Genomic DNA, 19,836 nt, shown 5'->3' with positions numbered 1-19,836 from the left:
AAATCCAAAATTGTTATGGCTGATGCTGAAACATATTTGCAGCGAGCAAGTCTGTTTGATTATGCACTGAGTGTAAGATTTTAATGTCACCTACCAAAGTGCAGGCACATCAGTAGACTGATTAAGATCAGCACTCAAAGTTGTTAGTGCCTAGTGTAAAAAAGAGTAAAACTTGACTCTCACACACGGCAAGCCGATAAAATTCATCTCGATAAGTCTGTCAATCAGCCCTAAAGATACGATCCTTGCCAACTAAGCAAGACTTCTATGACTAACTCCCCAAATCCGGGTAATGAACCAGCTACTACGTCCAATCGACGTGTATGGCTGCTACTGTTAAGCCGTACTGGTATTGCCCTTGGCCTTTTTTTGCTTGTTGGAATTGCCGGCGGCGTTTGGTGGGCGTGGGTTTTTGTCCATCAGCGACTAGCACCGATAGTACAAGAAAATCTCAGTCAGACGCTGAACCGACCCGTACAACTAGGGCAAGTCGAAGGCTTTTCCCCCAACAGTCTGCGGTTCCGTTCCTCCTCAATACCAGCGACACCTACAGACCCGGATCGCGCCTCGGTAGAGGGGGTAAAAGTAGTATTTGACCCATTAGCGTTGCTCTTTAACCGCACCTTAAAGCTAGACATCACCCTTGTCAAGCCAGATGTCTATATTGAACAAGACGAAAAAGGGCGTTGGGTATCAACGCAACTGGAGTCAAAAGACGCCAGTGGGCCGATTACAACCGAGTTGCAAAGCATTCGGGTGCAAAACGCGGACGTATTGCTGTTGCCAAGACTAAAAAAACGCCAGGGAAAGCAGGGGACAAATGCCCAATCTGCAACCCAACAGCGTACACCTCAAAACACACTCCCTGATGTGGGACAGCTGGTTCCCACGGGAAAGAAGGGGGCAGAAGCGATCGCATTTACTCAAGTCAACGGCGGTGCTAATTTTCTTGACCAAAACCAGCGAATTCGCTTTAATGCCAGTGGTCTACCCGTTGTACCAGTTGCACCACAACAGCAGCCCAATACAACTGCCACCCCCGTACTCGGCAACTTGAAAATTTCCGGCGAATACCGCCCCCCAACTGGACAAACAAACCTGCTAGTTCAAGGGCAGAACCTAAGCGCAGTTGATGTAGATCGCTTAGTCAAACTACCCTTATATTTACAAGCCGGGCTTGTTGATGGCAACCTAGAAATCCAACTGCGGGATGAACAGCGACCAACATTTAAAGGAACCGCTGGATTAAAGAACGTAACAGCACAAGTTGGCACCGTCCCCCGACCATTCACCAATGCCAACGGCATCCTGAGATTTAACGGGTATCAGATTGGACTGGAGAATGTAACTACACTTTACGGTCAGGTTCCCGCTGTTGCCAATGGAATTATCGATACCAAAACTGACGGTGGTTACAACATCGCAGCCCAAACAAAACCAGTCACTTTAACCAAAGCCCTAGATACCTTAAAAGTAAACTCCCCAGTACCAGTAAGCGGAGAAGTACGCGCCGACTTACAACTCAAAGGGTCACTGGAAAAGCCAATCCTGTCGGGAACCGCTGTCACCACAAAACCAACCGAACAGTTACCCCTAAAAATAGACAAAGTAAACTTTCAAGGGCTAAGCGGTCAGTTTCAACTAGCGGGTTCAACTCTCTCCATTACAGACATCCGTGCATTGCCAAGTGTTGGCGGTAAGCTGACTGGTAACGGTCGCATCCAGCTGGGTGAAAAAGGCGGACTCGTGTTTGATGTCCTCGCCCAGCAAGTTCCAGGGGATGCCGTTGCCCAAATTTACGGAGTCAAACCAACAAACATCCAAATTGGCACCGTAACTGCCAAGTCACAAGTTTTTGGCACCCCCGGCAACCTGCAAACAGTGGTGCAATTTCAAGCACCACAAGCCACTTACCCAGGAAGCGGAGAAGTCATTGTTACCGAAGACACCACCTTCTTCCGCAACACCACACTTAACGTGGGAGGAGGCATAGTCAAAGCCAAAGGTCAGCTAAACAACGGTCGCTGGCAAGCTTCCGGTATTGCTAATGATGTCCAACTAGCGCGTCTTTCCGAAGTACCGCCGCAATTGCAGTCTGCACAGATAGATGGCACGTTTAATTTATCGGGAAATTTCGGTTCCTCCGCAACCAATACCATTGACGGCACCGCGCAGGGTAGAGTAAATATTGCTGGTGGCACCGTCACAGCATCAAACGTGAAGGTAAACAACGGTCGTTGGCAAGCTTCCGGGCAAGCTTCTGGCGTACAGTTAGCAAAGCTATTTCCCCAACTCCCCCCGCAATTCCAAGGGCAGCTAAATAACGGTTCCTTCAACCTCGCCGGGAATTTAGAAAATGTCAGCGCCGAAACTATACGCGGCACAGCTTCTGGACGTTTAAATGTGGGTGGTGGCACCGTCAACGCCGCCAATGTGCAGCTAAACAACGGTCGCTGGCAAGCATCTGGACAAGCTTCTGGCGTACAGTTAGCAAAGCTATTTCCCCAACTCCCCCCACAATTTCAAGGACAGTTAAATAACGGTTCCTTCAACCTCGCCGGAAATTTAGAAAATGTTAGCGCCGAAACTATACGCGGCACAGCTTCTGGACGGTTGAATTTGGGCGCGGGAAGTGTCACCGCCACCAATGTGCAACTAAATAACGGTCGCTGGCAAGCATCTGGACAAGCAACTGATGTGCAGTTAGCAAGACTATTTCCCCAAATTCCGCCGCAATTTCAAGGACGCCTAAGAAATGGTTCCTTTAATCTGTCAGGAAGTCTGGCAAATGCCAGCCCAGAAACCATCAACGGTACAGCTTCTGGACGTTTGAATTTGGGCGGTGGCACTGTCAACGCCGCCAATGTACAACTAAATAACGGTCGCTGGCAAGCGTCGGGCGAAGCGTCTAATGTGCAGTTGGCAAGACTGTTTCCTCAATTCCAAGGCAAGTTAAATAGCGGTTCCTTCAACTTGTCGGGCAGTCTGGCGGCTTCGGGTGCGGAAAGTATCACCGGCACCGCTTCTGGAAACTTGAATTTGGGCGGTGGCACAGTTAATGCTGCCAATGTGCAACTAAATAACGGTCGCTGGCAAGCGTCGGGCGAAGCATCTAATGTCCAACTGGCAGAGGTGTTTCCTCAACTGCCGTCGCAATTCCAAGGCAGGTTAAATAACGGTTCTTTCAACTTGTCGGGCAGTTTGGCGGCTTCGGGTGCGGAAAGTATCACCGGCACCGCTTCTGGAAGCTTGAATTTGGGCGGTGGCACGGTTAACGCTGCCAATGTGCAACTAAATAACGGTCGCTGGCAAGCTTCTGGACAGGCGGATGGTGTCCAGTTAGCGAGGGTGTTTCCCCAACTGCCGTCGCAATTCCAGGGGCAGCTGAATAATGGTTCCTTCAATTTGTCGGGCAGTCTGGCGGCTTTCACTCCCGCAAGCCTTACGGGGACAGCTTCTGGAAGCCTCAACGTTGGCGGTGGCACCATCACCGCTTCTAATATCCAACTGCAAGACGGTCGCTGGCAGGGGACAATTGCTGCTAATGATGTGGCGCTGGAAGAACTTGCAGAAGCCTTACCAGCTTCGTCACCGATACCGGATGTGCAGGGACGTGTAAGTGGGACTTTAAATGCTTCTGGTTCGCTTCTAGCCTCCAATCCTGCGGCTATACAAGCAACCGGACAGGTGCGCGTGGAGGATTTGGTTGCATATGAGCTGGATTTTGATCCAGTTCTCACCGGGCAAGTTAATTTGGTGCCGGGACAGCGTAGTAGTTTTGAGTTGACAGGCAATCAAAATGACCAAATTTCGTTGGTGCTGTCGCCAAACTATCAACCTTTATCGTTTTTGCTGAAGCGTGACGATGTGGTGGCGCAAGGCGACAGGCGGGGCGATTTGTTTGTGCTGGACGTGGAGAATGTACCCCTGGCGTTGCTGAAGGATTTGGCTCCGGAGAATGTTTTGGCACGGTTGCCAGCTGCGATCGCATCTCAACCCATCGGAGGCAAACTATCGGGAGATATTACCATCAATCTCGAAAACTTTAGCGTAGTCGGGAATGATATAGCGATCGCGCAACCAGTCTTCGGCACCTTTAAAGGCACAGAACTAACCATAGACAGTTTCAGTTATGCCAACGGCAGTGGCACCCTCACCAGAGCCAACTTTACCCAAGGCGAAAGTGAATACTCGCTTGGCGCTAACTTTAACCAAACTCCCAGAGGGCCAGAATTTAAACTTGCCCTCAATGTTGAGCAAGGCAAAATCCAAGATGTACTCCCTTTCCTACAAATCTTTGATTTACAAGACCTCGCCAGGGGAGGACAACCGCCCACCTATGCCAGAGCCGCCGCTGTCAAACCCCAGCCCGTCGGCTTACAAAATGCCACTCTGCAAAACCAACTGCGCCTATTTTCTGAAATAGAAGCCATACTTGCGGCACAGCAGGAGGAAAGAAACTCTTCTGGAATACCAGAACTAGCAGACCTCACAGGCAACTTCTTCACCGCCGAACCAATCATCATCACAGCTTCTCCCCAAGAAGGGATAGAGGCACGCTTTAACTTGGTCGGGACTGACTGGAAGTGGGGTAAAGAAGAGGAACCAAACCGTCTCTACAAGGCAGATCAAATCGTTGCCAAAGGCAGCTTCCAAGACGGGGTTCTCACCCTCCTGCCCCTGCGAGTAGAATCTGACGAAACTCTGGTGGCCTTCAACGGCATAATTGGGGGAGACGAACAAAGTGGTCTGTTGCGCGTCGCGAATCTACCCGTTTCACCTTTGCGGCGTTTTGTCAACGTACCATTTGATATCGAGGGCCAACTGAATGGAACAGCAGCCATAGCAGGCACCATCACCAATCCCCAAGCTAAAGGCGAACTTAGACTAGCGGACGCAAGACTCAACCAAACCGAAGTCGAAACCGCACGGGGTAGTTTCCAATACAGCGATGCCCGCCTTACCTTCAGCAGCACTATTGACACTGGCCAAGCCGCTGCCGGGACGACCTTGACCGAGAATATCAGCAGTCCGCAAGCATCCGTAGTAACCCCGCCCCCTTCTGGTTTCCAGTGCTATCGCCAATCAAGTGACGCTAGTTCCCAATCCCAATCCCCAAGCGCAACCCGAATTAGCGGCAGCATTCCCTTTTACAACTTGCCATTCCCTTCCGTCACCCCAGACAACAACTGCATCAGCCTGGATGTGAACGTAAAAAATGAGGGACTTTCCCTGCTGAACCTGCTTAGCCGTTCTGCCGTTTCTTGGAAAGATGGAACTGGGCAGGTACAACTCAGAGTTGACGGTGCAGTTGACCCTACCACAGGCAGAATCAACCAACGCCAACTTGTGGCAGCCGGAAGCGCGACAGTCAAGAATGCAACTATCGAAGCGCAAGCCTTACCTGAACCACTTACGGATGTCAACGGCACAGTCCGGTTTAACTTTGACCGCCTCAACGTAGTGGAAGAGCTGCGGGGTAATTTTAGCGGCGGTCAAGTGGTAGTCTCCGGTTCCATCCCCCTCTCAGACGCAGCACAAGGAACAAATGGTGAACAAATCACCGTTAACCTCGAAAAACTAGCCTTGAATTTGAAGGGATTATACAATGGCGGTGTCAACGGCAACGTCCAGATTTCCGGATCGGCGTTGAGTCCACAAATTGGCGGTCAAGTGCTGCTTGCTGATGGTCGAGTGCTGTTAGGAGAAACAAGAGGCGGAGGTGGAAACGGGGCGGCTTCTGCACCCAACGGGGGTGCTGCAACTGAAGCCGCCCAACCTCTAAACCCAGGATTCAATAATCTGCTGATAAACCTGGGCGAAGGTGTGGAAATCTCCCGCCCACCGCTTTTGGCCTTTTTGGCAGAGGGTGACTTGAGACTCAATGGGACGCTGGATGACATTGAGCCGAGTGGAACGATTCGACTAAAGCGCGGTCAGGTAAATCTGTTTACCACTCAGTTTAGGTTGGCTTCCGGCTACGAACATACGGCTGTGTTTGTCCCCGGTCAGGGACTCGACCCTAACTTAGATGTTCGTCTGGTGGCATCGGTTCCAGAAGTGACGCGCAGCCGAATTGCTACTATCAGCAACACGGGTATTACTAGCAACGAGATTAGCGATGTTCCGGCTACCAATCTGGGCGCTTTGGGGACTGTTCGCATCCAAGCCAGAGTCACGGGAGCTGCGAGTGAATTGGCAGATAACCTCGATCCTACGAGTAATCAGCCGAGTAATCTGGAATTAACAAGTAATCCGTCCCGCAGCGAAACTGAAATTGTTGCTTTGTTGGGCGGCAGTTTTGTGGATACGCTGGGGGGGGACGCTACTTTGGGACTGGCGAATTTGGCTGGTTCGGCGCTTTTGACACCTTTCCAGAATGTGGTGGGGGATGCTTTGGGATTGAGTGAGTTTCGCTTGTTCCCGACGCAGGTTACTGATGATAAGTCGCGTACTTCTACACTGGGCTTGGCGGCAGAGTTGGGGGTTGATATCACGCCTAAGCTTTCTGGTTCTGTCTCTAAGGTTTTGACGAATAGTCAGGCTCCCCAGTTTAACGTCCGTTACCGGGTGAATGATGAGATTCTGCTGCGGGGTGGTACGGATTTGTCTGACGACCACAGGGCAGTGCTGGAGTATGAGAAACGCTTCTAGAAGTTATTTCTCGTTCGAAACCTCCGGCGGGGAAAGCATTCCGGGAGTATAGAGCCTCCCGGAATACGTCAATTAAGATGAGGCAGAGCCTCTAAATAGGCATTCTCAGGCTGTTGGCTGGGAACGAGAATGTCTTCCTTAATCCTCACAGGGGGGCAACTACTGCTTAGTTCTTACGGTTGTTACCACTGCGATCGCATCCTTCGTAACGATACATTATGAATACGAAGTACATAAAAGTTTATGCCTGGGGAAACATCCATTTCCCTGAAGCAGAAAACAGCTCGGTAGAGGATTACCCGCCATGTTTGAACTCTTCACTACAGAAGCCGTTAGAGTAGTCATGTTAGCCCAGGAAGAAACACGTCGCCTGGGACACAGCCTCGTGGGAACCGAGCAAATCCTTCTTGGTTTGATTGCAGAAGGCACGGGAGTAGCTGCTAAAGTGTTGACTGACGCTGGTGTCACTCTCCCAAAAGCACGCAACGAGGTTGTAAAAATTATTGGTCGGGGATCTCGCTTTGTACCAGCTGAAATTCCCTTCACCCCCAAGGCAAACCGCGTTTTTGAGCAATCTCTGCAAGAATCTAAGTCTCTGGGACACAACTACATTGGCACAGAACACCTGTTGCTAGGACTGATTCAAGAGGGTGAAGGCGTTGCTGCAAAGGTTTTGGCAAATCTGGGAGTAGATCCCTCGAACCTCCGCACCGCCGTAATTCAGATGCTGGGAGAAGTGGCAGCTGTTCCCGCTGGCGCACGACAAGAGCGTTCGTCTTCCAAGCGTTCCAACCAGACAGCTACATTAGACGAGTTTGGCACTAATCTTACCAAATTAGCAGCAGAAGGTAAACTCGATCCAGTCGTTGGTCGGGAAAAGGAAATTCAACGTGCTATCCAGATTTTAGGTCGCCGCACCAAGAATAATCCAGTATTGATCGGCGAGCCGGGAGTTGGTAAAACTGCGATCGCTGAAGGTTTAGCGCAGCGTATCGTTAATAAAGATATTCCCGATACCCTGGAAGATAAGCAAGTCATTAGCCTAGATATGGGGACGCTTGTCGCTGGAACCAAATTCCGGGGCGAATTTGAAGAACGTCTCAAGAAAATCATTGAGGAAATTCGCGCCTCCGGAAATATTATCTTGGTAGTTGACGAAGTTCACACCTTGATTGGTACTGGTTCGGCTGAAGGTGGCATGGATGCTGCTAATATCATGAAACCTGCTTTGGCGCGTGGTCAGTTGCAGTGCATGGGGATGACGACTCTGGATGAGTACCGCCAGCATATCGAACGGGATGCAGCTTTGGAGCGTCGCTTCCAACCGATTATGGTAGGTGCGCCCAGCGTGAGTGAAACTATCGAGATTTTAATTGGTCTGCGCGATCGCTACGAGCAGCACCACAAAGTTAAAATCTCTAATGAGGCTCTAGTTGCAGCCGCTCAGCTTAGCGATCGCTACATCTCAGACCGTTACTTACCAGATAAGGCAATTGACCTGGTTGATGAGGCTGGTTCTCGCGTCCGTCTGCGAAATACTAAGCCTTCTGCAAATGGGGAACTCAAGCGCGAACTGCGTCAAGTTACCACAGCCAAAGAGGAAGCAGTCAAGGCGCAAGATTTTGACAAAGCGGGAGTATTGCGCGATCGCGAGTTGGAACTTGAGGCACAATTGAAAGCAACCAAAGACAACAAAAAGTCTGAGGTTATCGCCGCAAACGCCCCTGTTGTTGACGAGGAAGATATCGCTCAAATCGTTGCTTCATGGACTGGCGTACCTGTCAACAAACTCACTGAATCCGAGTCTGAGTTGCTGCTGCACTTGGAAGACACTCTGCACCAGCGTCTCATCGGTCAAGAGGAAGCAGTTACAGCCGCCTCGAAAGCCATTCGCCGCGCACGAGTTGGTCTAAAAGACCCGAATCGTCCCATCGCCAGCTTTATTTTCTCAGGGCCTACCGGAGTTGGTAAGACGGAATTAGCGAAAGCTTTAGCAGCTTACTTCTTCGGTTCTGAAGAAGCCATGATTCGACTTGATATGTCAGAATTCATGGAAAGCCACACCGTTTCTAAGCTGATTGGTTCGCCTCCCGGCTACGTGGGATACGACGAAGGCGGTCAGTTAACCGAAGCTGTGCGTCGCAAGCCTTACACGGTGGTACTATTCGACGAAATCGAAAAAGCTCACCCTGATGTCTTCAATATGTTGCTGCAACTCTTGGATGATGGTCGCTTGACTGATTCCCAAGGACGTACAGTAGACTTCAAAAACACTTTGATCATCATGACCTCGAACATCGGTTCTAGAATCATTGAGAAAGGTGGCGGCGGTCTAGGCTTCGAGTTCTCTGACAACCAAGCCGAGTCTAACTATAATCGGGTTCGCGCTTTAGTGAATGAAGACCTCAAGCAACACTTCCGTCCGGAGTTCCTGAACCGTCTCGACGAGATCATTGTCTTCCGTCAGTTGAGTAAGGAAGAGGTGAAGCAGATTGCAGACATTATGATTCGCGAAATTTCCAGTCGCTTGACCGAACAAGGAATTACTCTGGAAGTAAGCGATCGCTTCAAAGAGCGCGTAGTTGCAGAAGGCTATAGTCCTGCTTATGGTGCGAGAAGTCTCCGCCGTGCCATCATGCGCCTCTTAGAAGACAACTTAGCTGAAGCGATGCTATCTGGTCAAATCAAAGATGGAGACACCGCCATCCTTGATGTTGACGATGACAATCAGATTCAGGTAGTCAAATCTGAACAGCGAGAGTTACTTCCTGTCGCCTAAGGACATGAGTTCCGTAATTCATTAGCTAAGATTTAGCACTTTTATCCCCTGGCATTTCTGCCAGGGGATTTTTTTGCAACCACTCGTTTCTGCTCAAAAAAAGCTACTGGCAAAATATACCAATCAGAGCTAAAAATATAAAATCCACAGAGGCTGGGAGTCACACGAAAAGCGGGAGTTCCCCCACCCTTGCGACGTGGGATTTAAGGAAACAAATCCAACTCTTATAAATATTTGTTGGGTTGAACGATGGTATGGGTTACTGATGAGCGATACTTTCGGTGGGCTTCGCCAACGCATTCCCATGTATGCACAGATGTGAATCCATGCCAAAATTCTATCTAGGATTGCAGGCGATCGCGTTCTGGGAAATTTAAGTAAAAAGGAATTTATATGGTTTCTGACTCAATTTTCTATACCTACATGGATAGCCCTCTAGGACGTATCTTAATCGCGCAAAACTCAGTTGGGCTAGTGGCGATAGACTTTCAAGAAGGGCTGGCTGCAAAGTCTCCAGAAGCGGCTTGGCATTTCCAAAAGAAGCTAGACGGTGACGCCGTTGAGCAGCTACGAGCATATTTCAATGGTGAATTGTATCAATTCACGCTACCACTTGCCCCCAAAGGTACACTATTCCAACAGCAGGTTTGGACAGCACTCCAGTCAATTCCTTATGGTCAAACGATATCTTATGGAGAGCTGGCGAGAAAAATAGGATTGCCAACAGCAGCGCGTGCTGTGGGAGCCGCCAACGGTAAAAATCCTCTGTGTATTATTGTGCCTTGCCACCGTATTATTGGCAGCAACGGTACACTTACAGGTTTTAGAGGTGGAGTTCGTCTTAAAGAAGGTTTACTAGAACTTGAACGTAGACATAGCGCAAAATCTAATCGGCAATTGACAATGGTTTTGGGCAACAATTGAATCCAATCAAGTATTTCCTTCACCTGTAGTTTGCTCCAATACAATTAAATAATTCAATTGGCTCAGTCGGTTCCAGCGATATGATGAAAAAGCTTTCCTGACCTAGCGGAGTGGTTTACATGGTATCAACAGAATTACTTTCTACTTTACGGGGGCTTAACCGTGCAGATAAGTTATATGTTATGCAGGTTTTGATCTCCGATCTAGCTCAACAAGAAACAGACCTTATTAAACCCGATCTATCCTACCCCGTGTGGTCGCCCTATGATGCGTTTGAAGCAGCAGATACCATGCTAAAAGTCTTACAAGCGGCCAAAACTGAAGACGATGAGTAACGCCCAACGGTATCCGTTTATCTCTGCTGATACTGCATTAGGCGAGGCAGGTTTTCGTCCGTATCTTTCTATCACCTTAGTCAATCAGAAAAGTTCTGTCCCCACATCCGGTTTATTAGATACCGGAGCAACGGTAAACGTGCTACCTTACCCGGTGGGGGTTGAGCTTGGGTATGAGTGGGGGCAGCAAACGACAGCTTTGAGTTTAACAGGTAATTTGGCTCAGTATGAGGCGCGTGTAGTGGTTGTGCAAGCAGTAGTTGGGCGATTTGAACCTGTGCAACTCGTATTCGCATGGACACAGGCTGTAAGTGTGCCATTAATATTAGGGCAAGTGAACTTCTTCATGGAGTTTGATGTCTGTTTCTACCGTTCGCAGCTACAGTTTGAAGTCAGTCCCAAAGCGGGAGTTTCCGACGTTTAGCCGCTTGTTGATGCGGATCGAGAAAGTGTTTTAGTGCTAACCTAACGGGCGATACTAAAGCGAGCGCAATCTTGAATATTCCGCAGACAACGCTAGTTTAAGAATAGCGTGTTGAGTATTTGCGCTCGCTTACGCTAGTTAATAACTCCTAGAACTCGACAAATTGAAATCTATCGCCCCAGTCAGAGTTTAGATTCAACTACTTAATCAAACAAGCCATCTACCTTTTGACGAAAGGCAATCAAGGCATGATTGCTCGATAACTCCTTCAGGTCTTCTAGCAATTGGTCTGATATCTCTTTTGTGACAACGGTTTTGACTTCAATGTTGGTGTTATAGCCAGCGATATCTCCCATGCGTCTACCGTGACTACCAGCGCCCTTGGCTGGAATAATGGTGTAGCCAGAAGCACCTATTGTGCTGAGCAGCTTAACTAGGCGATCTTGCAATACCGATTCGCAGATGATCGTGACGAGATAGCCCTGGCTGTGAGAAGTGGTCATAAAAATTTTAGGAACAGTTGTGTCCCTATTATTCCACGCAGCAGTTACAGGCTAGGGGAAAGCATCTGAAAATCTGCTTAAAGACTGAGATCCCACTACGATTGAAAAGGTTAGAGGCTGTTTGAGAAGCTAGTTTTCCAGTAAAAAGGCTTTCACAGGCATAAGAGGCGAACTGACAAGTCAGCGCTACGCGATTGCACATGGATAGCGGTTCTCGGTTGGGTGGAATATATCGCGGTTCTTTTGTTTTCGCCACCAAGGTTAGGGACATGGCAATGTGTCCCTACAGATGTATCCTATCCAACTCTTGAATTGCTATATACAACAATCGTGCGAGACAAGTTTAGATGAGTTACGCTAATTTCAAGTCCCTCTAGATAGTATTTAGCACAAGATAAATTCTGAGGGATAGAACGCATTCCAGGCTGACGGATGAGTGGCGCTGCATTCAAGAGGAAGCTGTATGGACGCAGATATTAAACTAGAAGACGCAACCAGCAATACTCCAGAAATGGGTGGCGGTTTGCCCGTCGTGCAATATTGGGCAGAGCATACCCTATCGCCGGAAGGGCCAAAACTGTGGCAAACGTTGTTGCATAAAAGTGCTTGTTTGTCCTGTGCTTGGGGAACGGGGGGACAAAAAGGGGGCTTCGCAAACGAGCTGGGGGAAACGATGCAACGCTGCGCGAAAAGCGTAGAGGCAATTTCCGCCGAGTTGCAACCAGCCGTATCGACGCATTTTTTCGAGCGCCACAGTATCGCCGAACTCCAGCAGTTGACTTCTTTAGAAGCGGATCGCCTCGGTCGTCTCAGTTTTCCCGTGATTCTGCGCGAGGGGAAATCTCATTACGAGCGGATTTCTTGGGATGAGATTTACGAGATTAGCGAAGCTGGTTTTCGCAAGTCGCCGGAACGAGTCGCCTCTTATAGTTCCGGGAGATCGTCGAATGAAGCGGCTTATCTGCTGCAACTGATGATGCGATCGCTGGGGTCGAATCACTTGGCAGATTGCTCGGATTTGTGCCACGTCCCCTCGACTGTGGGACTGAAGCAGATGTTCGGTTCTGGTACCTCAATGGTCAGTCTGGATAGCCTGAAAAAGGCAGACTGCGTGGTGCTGATCGGGTCGAATGCACCTGCTAACCATCCGCGCTTGATGAACGAATTGATTGAGTTGCGCGATCGCGGTGGCAAAATTATTGTCGTTAATCCAGTCGTGGAAGTGGGGTTGGTCAAGTTTGCATCCCCAGCATTTCCCCTCAAGTCGCTATTTACCGGATCGGAGATTTCCTCACTTTATCTGCAACCGATTCCCGGTAGCGATGTGGCGCTATTTATCGGCATTCAAAAAGCGCTAATTGAACGCAACTTAATTCAAACAGATTATCTTTGCGCCCACGCTGAGGGTTGGGAAGCGGTTGTCGATTATGCTGGCTCTATTTCTTGGGAAGCGATCGCGCAAACTTGCGGTGTTTCCCAACAGGAACTCGAAGTCGCCGCAGAAATAATAGCTGCTTCCAAGGGTGTTGTATTCGCCTGGGCGATGGGTGCAACGCAGCAAGAAAACGGCGTGGATAACATCTATGCGATCGCTAACACTGCTCTGCTGACGGGGAATGCGGGCAAAGAAGGCGGCGGTACGATGCCGATCCGGGGACACTCCAACGTCCAAGGTTTTGGCTCGATGGGAGTGACAGTCCAACTTAAAAAAGAGAGTCAAGAAGCACTAGAGAAATTGCTGGGGCGATCGCTCAACCGCAACCCTGGATATCGCGCCCGTGACTTAATTGATGCGGCTGATGCGGGCAATGTAGATACGTTGATTTGCCTGGGTGGAAATCTGTATGCAGCGAACCCTGACTTAAATCAAGCAAAACGAGCTTTAGGCAAGATTGACACCATTATCTATCTCGCCACCAAACCAAATTTAGGACACTTTCACGGTTTAGCCCAGAAAAATACTATCATCATTCCCGTATTTAATCGCTTTGAAAATCCGCACCAAACTACTACGGAATCGGGCAACAACTTTGTGCGGCTGAATGATGTTGGGAACACTCATCTCAAGGATGCAGATTTGATTTCCGAGGTGGAATTCCTCACCCAATTAGCGCATCGCATTCTTGGCAGCGATCCGGTTGATTGGCGCAAACTGCAAGACACCAAATATGTCCGCCAACTAATTGCCAAAACGATTCCTGGTTTTGAGCAGATGGCGACGATTGATGAAACCAAGGAAGAATTTACCATCGCCGGACGCATTTTCAAAGAACCCAAATTTGCTACACCGTCCAGTAAAGCGAATATGTTTGTCACGCCATTACCCAAATTGCATTTACCGGAAGCAAAAGAGTTTGGAGTGCCTGAATCTACCCCTAGCATTGTATTAGCATTGATGACAGGACGCAGTTACTCGCAACACAACACGGTAGTTTATAAACCAGGCGACAAATATCGCGGAATGCCGCACCGCAACTGTATTTTGATGAACCCCTTGGATGCAAAACAAGCAGGATGGCAAGAGCATCAACAAGTGACAGTGCAGGGTGATGCAGGCAAGTTAGAGAATGTTGAAATTATCTTTGGTGGTGTGCGTCAAGGAGCCGCAATGATGTTTTATCCCGAAGTTAATGTAATCTTTAAAGCGCGTATAGATAAACAGTCGGGAATACCTGCGTTTAAGCGAGTTCCGGTTGTAGTTTACGCCTGATAGGGGGAGAGCGATCGCCAATCTGAATCAGCACATTATCAATGGCTGACTGCTCAGTGAGATCGCTGCTCAAGCCTTAACCGTTCATCAAGTTTCCTTAAATACCTGATGCTAAGATATTCCTATGCGGTTTGAGTGGGATGAAAACAAAGCGGCAAGCAATCTCTCAAAGCACGGAGTTTCCTTTGAAGAAGCCAAAACTGTTTTCGACGATCCACTGTATGTTGACTTCTACGATCCAGACCCCTCTGATGAAGAACAGCGTTACCTTATTGTGGGAGAGCCCAATCGAGGACGCTTATTAATTGTGTCTTATACGGAAAGAGGAGACTCGATTCGTCTCATTAGTACAAGAGTTGTTACACGCTCCGAGCGAGAAGTCTATGAAGAAGGTTGAGCTTAAAATGGAAGATGAGATGCGATCGGAATATGACTTAAAAAGTCTACGAGTCAGAAAATTAGGTTCTGAAAGAAAGAGTTTTGGCGAGACAATCGTTCGTTTAGAACCTGATGTTGCAGAGATGTTTCCTAATGCTGATGCAGTGAATGAAGCTCTACGGTTTCTGATGAGAGTTATCCAGGAAAACCACCCTTCTGCTGCTATAAGAGAGCCTAAATCTGCGTTGGAGCAGACAGACAAAAGCCCTTAACCCGAATTAGTGCGATCACTAATGCGAATCACCATATCATCAACGGCTACCTCATCTAGTAACGGGAAAATGTAGACGGCTTCCAGCTTAGTTGTGAAAGGATTTTTAAAGTTTTGGTTTATTTCCACCGTGAGAGGTTTTCCGCAACTTTGGCTTGCACCTCAAATATTGACGCATTACATATACAACTTGTATACTACACGTACTACAAAATTTATGGATTTGTGATAAACTATGAAACTCGAACGTAAGGCTTACAGAGACGGCAACCTATATCCTGAAGTATTCAATTATTTACGTTCTCTTCCTGACAACGTTCTTTTTCATAGTAAGTATGGAGAACGTCATCCACTTTCAATTTACAATCTATCTGTACAACGCATAATACAAGCTTTTAAGGCAGTGTTAGATGAAATAGATCAAATTTGTACAACTTTATTTGATGCTAATGGGCATCTAAGTTACAGATTGGATAAGTTAACTAATCTTCAAAAGGAACTATTACATTCTTTACAATCTCATATTGACGACTGCTACCGCATTCTCAAAACTCTCCATCCACCTGATCCCAAGATTAAAGAGACTTTTGTTGAACGTTGGCTAGAAAAAGCTAAACATCCTACGTACAAGCATTTTCAAGATGCAGTTAAAGACTACAGAAATTCATTTGCGCTTATTGTCAATAAGATCAAGCATAACGGGGGTCAGCTTCGTGCCATCATGATGTACTCAAGGGGTCGAGGTGTTGTAGCACAGCATTCAAAAAATGGTATCAAGCTTTTTCCACGCGATGCTCGTATAGTGGGTTATTTTCTTGAAGGGATGCAGCCAGATGGCTGCATAGGCCCTGACTGTGATATCCACCCAGATGGCAAGACAGCTATCTCTCTAAATCGTGACTTACGTTTTCATTTTGCAAACTTCTACCGTGTTGGACATCACTTGAAGACTGCGATCGTTAAAGCTGTTCGTAGTACTCATGGAGTAGATCTGCCTTATCCTGGAATAACTGAACCCGTTTCTTATGGATATGACATAGAGCAGATTGCAGAACGGATAAGTCGATTGCCGCCTTTATTTTTTGAAAATGAGTTTTCTAAGGCAACTCCAAACGTTACTTATTACCGTAGCAACCGGGGTGCAGAGGTAATTCTAGAGTTTCCAGGGTATCGCCAGATGACTTGGTATGGAGATGTAACGGTCTATGCAGAAATTCAACTTGATAGCGTCTCTCCTCAATATCGAGTTCCTTACATGAACAAATGATGGAACGAACAACTTGTAGAGACAAAGCAGGCTAACAAGGTAATTAACCTGCTTAAGCGATTACTTGTCCTATTTCTTGAGGTGTTGCACCTGTTGCCAGCATTGCAACTATCAAGAGTTTAACAGAAACCGTTAGTTTGAAGCCGAATAGGGTGACCGCAACTTTGAATATCTTGCAGGTTGGCTAGCTTAAGAATGTCCTGTTGCGCCTGGGCGATCACAACTTTGACCCTCTCGCTGCTTGAGTGCGATCGCGATGTCTGTAGGATGATTATTCCGTCAATTCAAGCCAGTCAAGTACATCTTTTACGGTATGGTGATACTCGCTATCATGTCAATAACAGCGTATGCCTACCGCAGAACAGGCTCTTGCCTGTGTCAGAGTATGCCAGATGCTCTCAAATGGATATCAGCCTATCCATGTATTTCGGTATAACCAGAACACCAAGACAGTGTTTATCATTGCTGGTGTGACTGAGAGTTTAGAAGTTCTAATTTTTTCCGACGGTCAATGGAGCTTTAATGATGACGAAGCCTGACTTTAGCAGAATGACCCGTCAAGAACTAAGAGCTTATGTTTTGGCTCACAGAGAAGATGATGAAGCAATTGAGGCTCTGATTAAACGCGGGAATCCTAATAGCCCAAAATATCCATTTCCTCAGACTGACGAGAATTTGAGGGAAATGGAAGAAATTCTCAAAAGAAAATTGGGTAGCAGTTGAGAAGCAGTCTAACATTCAAATTGAATATTTTGATTTTATTGAGTCCTTGACCAAGAAAAAAGGACGCAGAAATCAGTTAGATATCAGTAAGTCAGAAGCAGAAATGAGCGATCGCAACTTTGAATATGTCGCAGACTAGCTATCTGACGAACTAATCCGAAGTTAAAACAAATTTCATTAACAATGGTTTGCTAGAATGACCTACACAGGCGCGGGTATTAGAAAAAACAAGTTATATGTCTATAGTTATCTCTCTTAGTCCAGAAGTCGAAGCGCAACTTCGTGAAAAAGCTGCACAACAAGGGCAAGATATTAGCGTTGTTGCTGCCCAATTGCTAGCTCGGATTTTGGAATGGGAGTTGCAAGACTCACAAGAAGCTGTTGCAGGTATTCAGCGTGGCTTAGATGCTTTTGAGGCAGGGCGTTCCCGTTCATTTCAGGAGTTTGCTGAGGAACAACGTCGCAAGTACAACCTGCCAGTTGACTCATGAGTTATCGGATTGAGATTTCAAGCGTAGCAGAGGCAGAGGCAGACAGCGCATTCCTGCTACTATCGCAAATTACATCACCTGAAAAAGCAAGACAGTGGTATGAAGGATTTCTGAGGGCAATTGAATCTTTATCGCAAATGCCCAAGCGTTGCCCTTTAGCAAGAGAAAACAAGTATTTCAGCCAAGAGATTCGTCAACTCCTCTACGGTCGAGGTCGTAATTCATACCGTATTCTTTTCACTCTTGTTGAGAGTGATGAAATGGCTACAGTTCGCATTCTCCACATCCGACACGCTGCACAACAAACTCTCGGTGAAAGTCAGGAATCTGATGAAACCTAAGTTAGAGCAGACGCTATGCGATCGCAATTTACGCCTCGTTATTCTATCTATCGCAATTCTCAGTTGCATAGATGACACTCTCCGCGACACGGCAATGCCATGTCCTTAGGAACATTTATATTGCACGCTCATTGAGAACCGCTATAGATAGCAATCAGCCAGAAGCAGAAATGAGCGATCGCATTTCCATCTTTTTGCCCAATAGACAGCTTAACGTGGGGTTTTCACTCGTCTGACCGCCCATTTGTATGGGTCAAACAGCTAGTTCGCCAGTTCTCCCCCTACTAGCTGAGGCGATGGCAGTTAGTCAGCTAGTATTATTGTCACTGTCGAACAAAAGGATTGGAGATTTACAGATAATGCCAGCGATCGCTGTTTACGGCATTCCTCTCAGCACTTACGTTCGTACTGTCCGGTTGTTGCTTGAGGAAGCAGGTGCAGACTATGACCTCAAAGAAGTCGGTATTTTCAACGGTGAAAACACCTCAGCCGAGTACCTAGCCAAAAATCCGTTTGGTAAAGTCCCGACTCTCGAAGTGGATGGGGAAGTGCTTTATGAGACGGCTGCCATTACCGACTATCTCGATAGTGTCGTAGCAAATAGCAAATTCAGCCCGTCTAATCCGCTGTCTAAGGCTAGAATGCGCCAGATTATGGCAATTATTGATAGCTATTTCTATCCATCTGCAATCAGGACAATCGTCATCCAGCGTCTAATTGTGCCAAGTCAGGGCGGCAAAACAGATGAGGACGCGGTGAAAAATGCGATCGCGCCTGCAAAAACAGCAGCAGAGGCGATTGAGTCGCTGGCTGTTGGTAGCCCATACCTGCTAGGCAATGAATTGAGCATTGCCGATTTCTACCTAATTCCCATCTTCATCTATCTCTCAAAAACACCAGAGTTTGAGGCAATTACCGCTCAAACTCCTAAACTGAAGACTTGGTGGGATGAGGTGAATAAGCTCAAGAGTGTGAACAAAGTGTGCGCGTAACTTCGCTCTCCTTGCGCCCGTTCGCGTATGGCTTCGTTTGGAGCATCAACAGAAAAACTGGCGATCGCAGATCGGGCGCGCCACCATCGCTGAAGGTTAGTGAAAATGCCGAAATTCGTTGACTAATGTTGTGTAAACAACAGATTCTTCCGAAATAAAATGCTTAAGCAGAAACAGTGAAACTTCGTCCAAACTATATTTAATCGCAGCTAATAGCAGTACAATTCCAATAATTTGTAAAATGCTAAGTTGCTTAGGTTTGCATGGCTTATTGGCAGAATCCATAAATATTCCCTCCAACTTTTTAGGAGAACTGCTGAGAAATTAATTCCAAATACAGGATGCGAATTTATGCGGATCGCGGATAAAGAATACGGGCGTGTTGTTGCCCACCAGATCCCAGTTGCCTTCTTCGGTATAAAACTTAACGGCAAAGCCACGTACATCGCGCTCACCATCAGCGGCACCTCTTTCTCCAGCAACCGTAGAGAAACGCAAAAACACTTCTGTTTGCTTGCCGACTTCCGAGAGAAACTTGGCTTTGGTGTATTCAGGAATCGCACGAGTGACCGTGAAGGAGAGTAAAGCTTTGGTTAAATTTGCTTCGCGCAGGTCGGTGTCAATCAGGCGAGTAGCGGCACCAGAGAAGTCTGTCCCTTGGAGGTTTGCCCGTCGTAGATTCGCTTCCGATAAATTTGCCTCTCGGAAAACTTGGCGGGAGAAATTAGCACCGGCTAGGTTTTTACCGCTCCATTGCACAGCCCTCAATTCAAGAATCTTCTCATACCTACGGAGACGATGCCAGTGGGAGAAATTGAGTAAAGCAAAGATAGCGATCGCACTTCCTCCCAATCCTCCCAAGATCCACCAAAAACTTTTTTTGTGCCACATCCTGAATTACCGAAAGTAAGAATTTTGCAAGCCTATCCTAAGAGGATGTTTGAAAAGTGGTGAGGGGTTAAATATTATGCCAACCGCCTGACCATGATACGGATCATTGCCAGATAAATAAAAGTCTCCGATGTTTCTGGCAATAACTCATAA

The 19,836-nt window shown here is 47.5% G+C and carries 16 protein-coding genes and 3 pseudogenes; 14 read left to right on the top strand and 5 right to left on the bottom strand.

All coding sequences use genetic code 11. The features are described from left to right. Positions 1 to 267: 267 nt before the first annotated feature. From H6F66_RS06180 to H6F66_RS06160, 5 genes are all read left to right on the top strand, one after another. Positions 268 to 6,654 (top strand): translocation/assembly module TamB domain-containing protein, encoded by a 6,387-nt coding sequence (locus H6F66_RS06180; RefSeq protein ID WP_190419302.1) that lies wholly within the window; start codon positions 268 to 270, stop codon positions 6,652 to 6,654. Between the two features lie 304 nt (positions 6,655 to 6,958). Further along, positions 6,959 to 9,433: an ATP-dependent Clp protease ATP-binding subunit gene (locus H6F66_RS06175; protein WP_190419300.1), complete on the top strand. Its 2,475-nt coding sequence runs from the start codon at positions 6,959 to 6,961 to the stop codon at positions 9,431 to 9,433. A 393-nt stretch (positions 9,434 to 9,826) separates the two neighbouring features. Further along, positions 9,827 to 10,357 (top strand): methylated-DNA--[protein]-cysteine S-methyltransferase, encoded by a 531-nt coding sequence (locus tag H6F66_RS06170; RefSeq protein WP_199295044.1) that lies wholly within the window; start codon positions 9,827 to 9,829, stop codon positions 10,355 to 10,357. A gap of 119 nt (positions 10,358 to 10,476) precedes the next feature. After that, a complete protein-coding gene (locus H6F66_RS06165; RefSeq protein ID WP_190419298.1) occupies positions 10,477 to 10,692 on the top strand; it encodes a hypothetical protein in 216 nt (71 codons plus the stop codon). Beyond that, the gene (locus H6F66_RS06160) at positions 10,685 to 11,116 is read left to right on the top strand and encodes an aspartyl protease family protein (RefSeq protein ID WP_190419296.1); all 432 of its coding nucleotides are present in this window, start codon (positions 10,685 to 10,687) and stop codon (positions 11,114 to 11,116) included. The genes H6F66_RS06165 and H6F66_RS06160 overlap by 8 nt, the downstream gene beginning before the upstream one ends. A gap of 203 nt (positions 11,117 to 11,319) precedes the next feature. Here the strand turns inward: H6F66_RS06160 and H6F66_RS06155 are convergent, their stop codons facing one another. Continuing rightward, complete coding sequence (locus H6F66_RS06155; RefSeq protein ID WP_190419294.1) at positions 11,320 to 11,619, bottom strand: hypothetical protein; 300 nt, start codon at positions 11,617 to 11,619, stop codon at positions 11,320 to 11,322. Positions 11,620 to 12,082: 463 nt separating this feature from the next. On the opposite strand from H6F66_RS06155, the gene H6F66_RS06150 reads away from it, so the two are divergent. The 3 genes from H6F66_RS06150 to H6F66_RS06140 all read left to right on the top strand — a co-directional run bounded on the left by H6F66_RS06150 (position 12,083) and on the right by H6F66_RS06140 (position 14,979). After that, positions 12,083 to 14,329, top strand: coding sequence for an FdhF/YdeP family oxidoreductase (locus H6F66_RS06150; RefSeq protein ID WP_190419292.1), 2,247 nt, complete (start codon positions 12,083 to 12,085; stop codon positions 14,327 to 14,329). A gap of 124 nt (positions 14,330 to 14,453) precedes the next feature. Beyond that, positions 14,454 to 14,726 carry a BrnT family toxin gene (locus H6F66_RS06145; protein ID WP_190419290.1) on the top strand — a complete coding sequence of 91 codons (273 nt, stop codon included), beginning with the start codon at positions 14,454 to 14,456 and terminating at the stop codon, positions 14,724 to 14,726. Further along, positions 14,713 to 14,979: a hypothetical protein gene (locus H6F66_RS06140; RefSeq protein WP_190419288.1), complete on the top strand. Its 267-nt coding sequence runs from the start codon at positions 14,713 to 14,715 to the stop codon at positions 14,977 to 14,979. Before H6F66_RS06145 ends, H6F66_RS06140 begins: the two co-directional genes overlap by 14 nt. On the opposite strand, the gene H6F66_RS06135 is transcribed toward H6F66_RS06140, so the two are convergent. Next, on the bottom strand, positions 14,976 to 15,107 hold the full coding sequence (locus H6F66_RS06135) for a VIT domain-containing protein (RefSeq protein WP_347269344.1): 132 nt from the start codon (positions 15,105 to 15,107) through the stop codon (positions 14,976 to 14,978). The genes H6F66_RS06140 and H6F66_RS06135 overlap by 4 nt on opposite strands. Before the next feature lie 106 nt (positions 15,108 to 15,213). Between H6F66_RS06135 and H6F66_RS06130 the strand changes: the two genes are divergently transcribed. Continuing rightward, on the top strand, positions 15,214 to 16,245 hold the full coding sequence (locus H6F66_RS06130) for a hypothetical protein (RefSeq protein WP_190419286.1): 1,032 nt from the start codon (positions 15,214 to 15,216) through the stop codon (positions 16,243 to 16,245). A 52-nt stretch (positions 16,246 to 16,297) separates the two neighbouring features. On the opposite strand, the pseudogene H6F66_RS29215 reads toward H6F66_RS06130, so the two are convergent. Next, a pseudogene (locus H6F66_RS29215) lies at positions 16,298 to 16,378 on the bottom strand (transcriptional regulator); the annotation flags it as partial. A gap of 214 nt (positions 16,379 to 16,592) precedes the next feature. Between H6F66_RS29215 and H6F66_RS06125 the strand changes: the two are divergent. The 5 genes from H6F66_RS06125 to H6F66_RS06105 all read left to right on the top strand — a co-directional run bounded on the left by H6F66_RS06125 (position 16,593) and on the right by H6F66_RS06105 (position 18,792). Beyond that, positions 16,593 to 16,784, top strand: a complete 192-nt coding sequence (locus H6F66_RS06125) for a hypothetical protein (RefSeq protein WP_190419284.1) — start codon at positions 16,593 to 16,595, stop codon at positions 16,782 to 16,784. Next, a complete protein-coding gene (locus tag H6F66_RS06120) occupies positions 16,771 to 16,968 on the top strand; it encodes a hypothetical protein (protein WP_190419389.1) in 198 nt (65 codons plus the stop codon). The genes H6F66_RS06125 and H6F66_RS06120 overlap by 14 nt, the downstream gene beginning before the upstream one ends. Before the next feature lie 236 nt (positions 16,969 to 17,204). After that, positions 17,205 to 17,459, top strand: a complete 255-nt coding sequence (locus H6F66_RS06115) for a hypothetical protein (protein WP_190419282.1) — start codon at positions 17,205 to 17,207, stop codon at positions 17,457 to 17,459. Continuing rightward, the gene (locus H6F66_RS06110) at positions 17,456 to 17,800 is read left to right on the top strand and encodes a type II toxin-antitoxin system RelE/ParE family toxin (protein ID WP_190419280.1); all 345 of its coding nucleotides are present in this window, start codon (positions 17,456 to 17,458) and stop codon (positions 17,798 to 17,800) included. Before H6F66_RS06115 ends, H6F66_RS06110 begins: the two co-directional genes overlap by 4 nt. 248 nt (positions 17,801 to 18,048) lie before the next feature. Further along, positions 18,049 to 18,792, top strand: coding sequence for a glutathione S-transferase family protein (locus H6F66_RS06105; protein WP_242019079.1), 744 nt, complete (start codon positions 18,049 to 18,051; stop codon positions 18,790 to 18,792). A gap of 345 nt (positions 18,793 to 19,137) precedes the next feature. Here H6F66_RS06105 and H6F66_RS27965 read toward each other — a convergent pair. Next, a pseudogene (locus H6F66_RS27965) lies at positions 19,138 to 19,371 on the bottom strand (catalase); the annotation flags it as partial. Between the two features lie 69 nt (positions 19,372 to 19,440). After that, positions 19,441 to 19,683, bottom strand: a pseudogene (locus H6F66_RS27960) (pentapeptide repeat-containing protein); the annotation flags it as partial. Between the last annotated feature and the right edge of the window lie 153 nt (positions 19,684 to 19,836).

Source organism: Trichocoleus sp. FACHB-6 (genome assembly GCF_014695815.1).
Lineage (GTDB): Bacteria > Cyanobacteriota > Cyanobacteriia > Cyanobacteriales > FACHB-T130 > Funiculus > Funiculus sociatus.
This window is presented reverse-complemented; position numbering and strand designations above follow the sequence as displayed.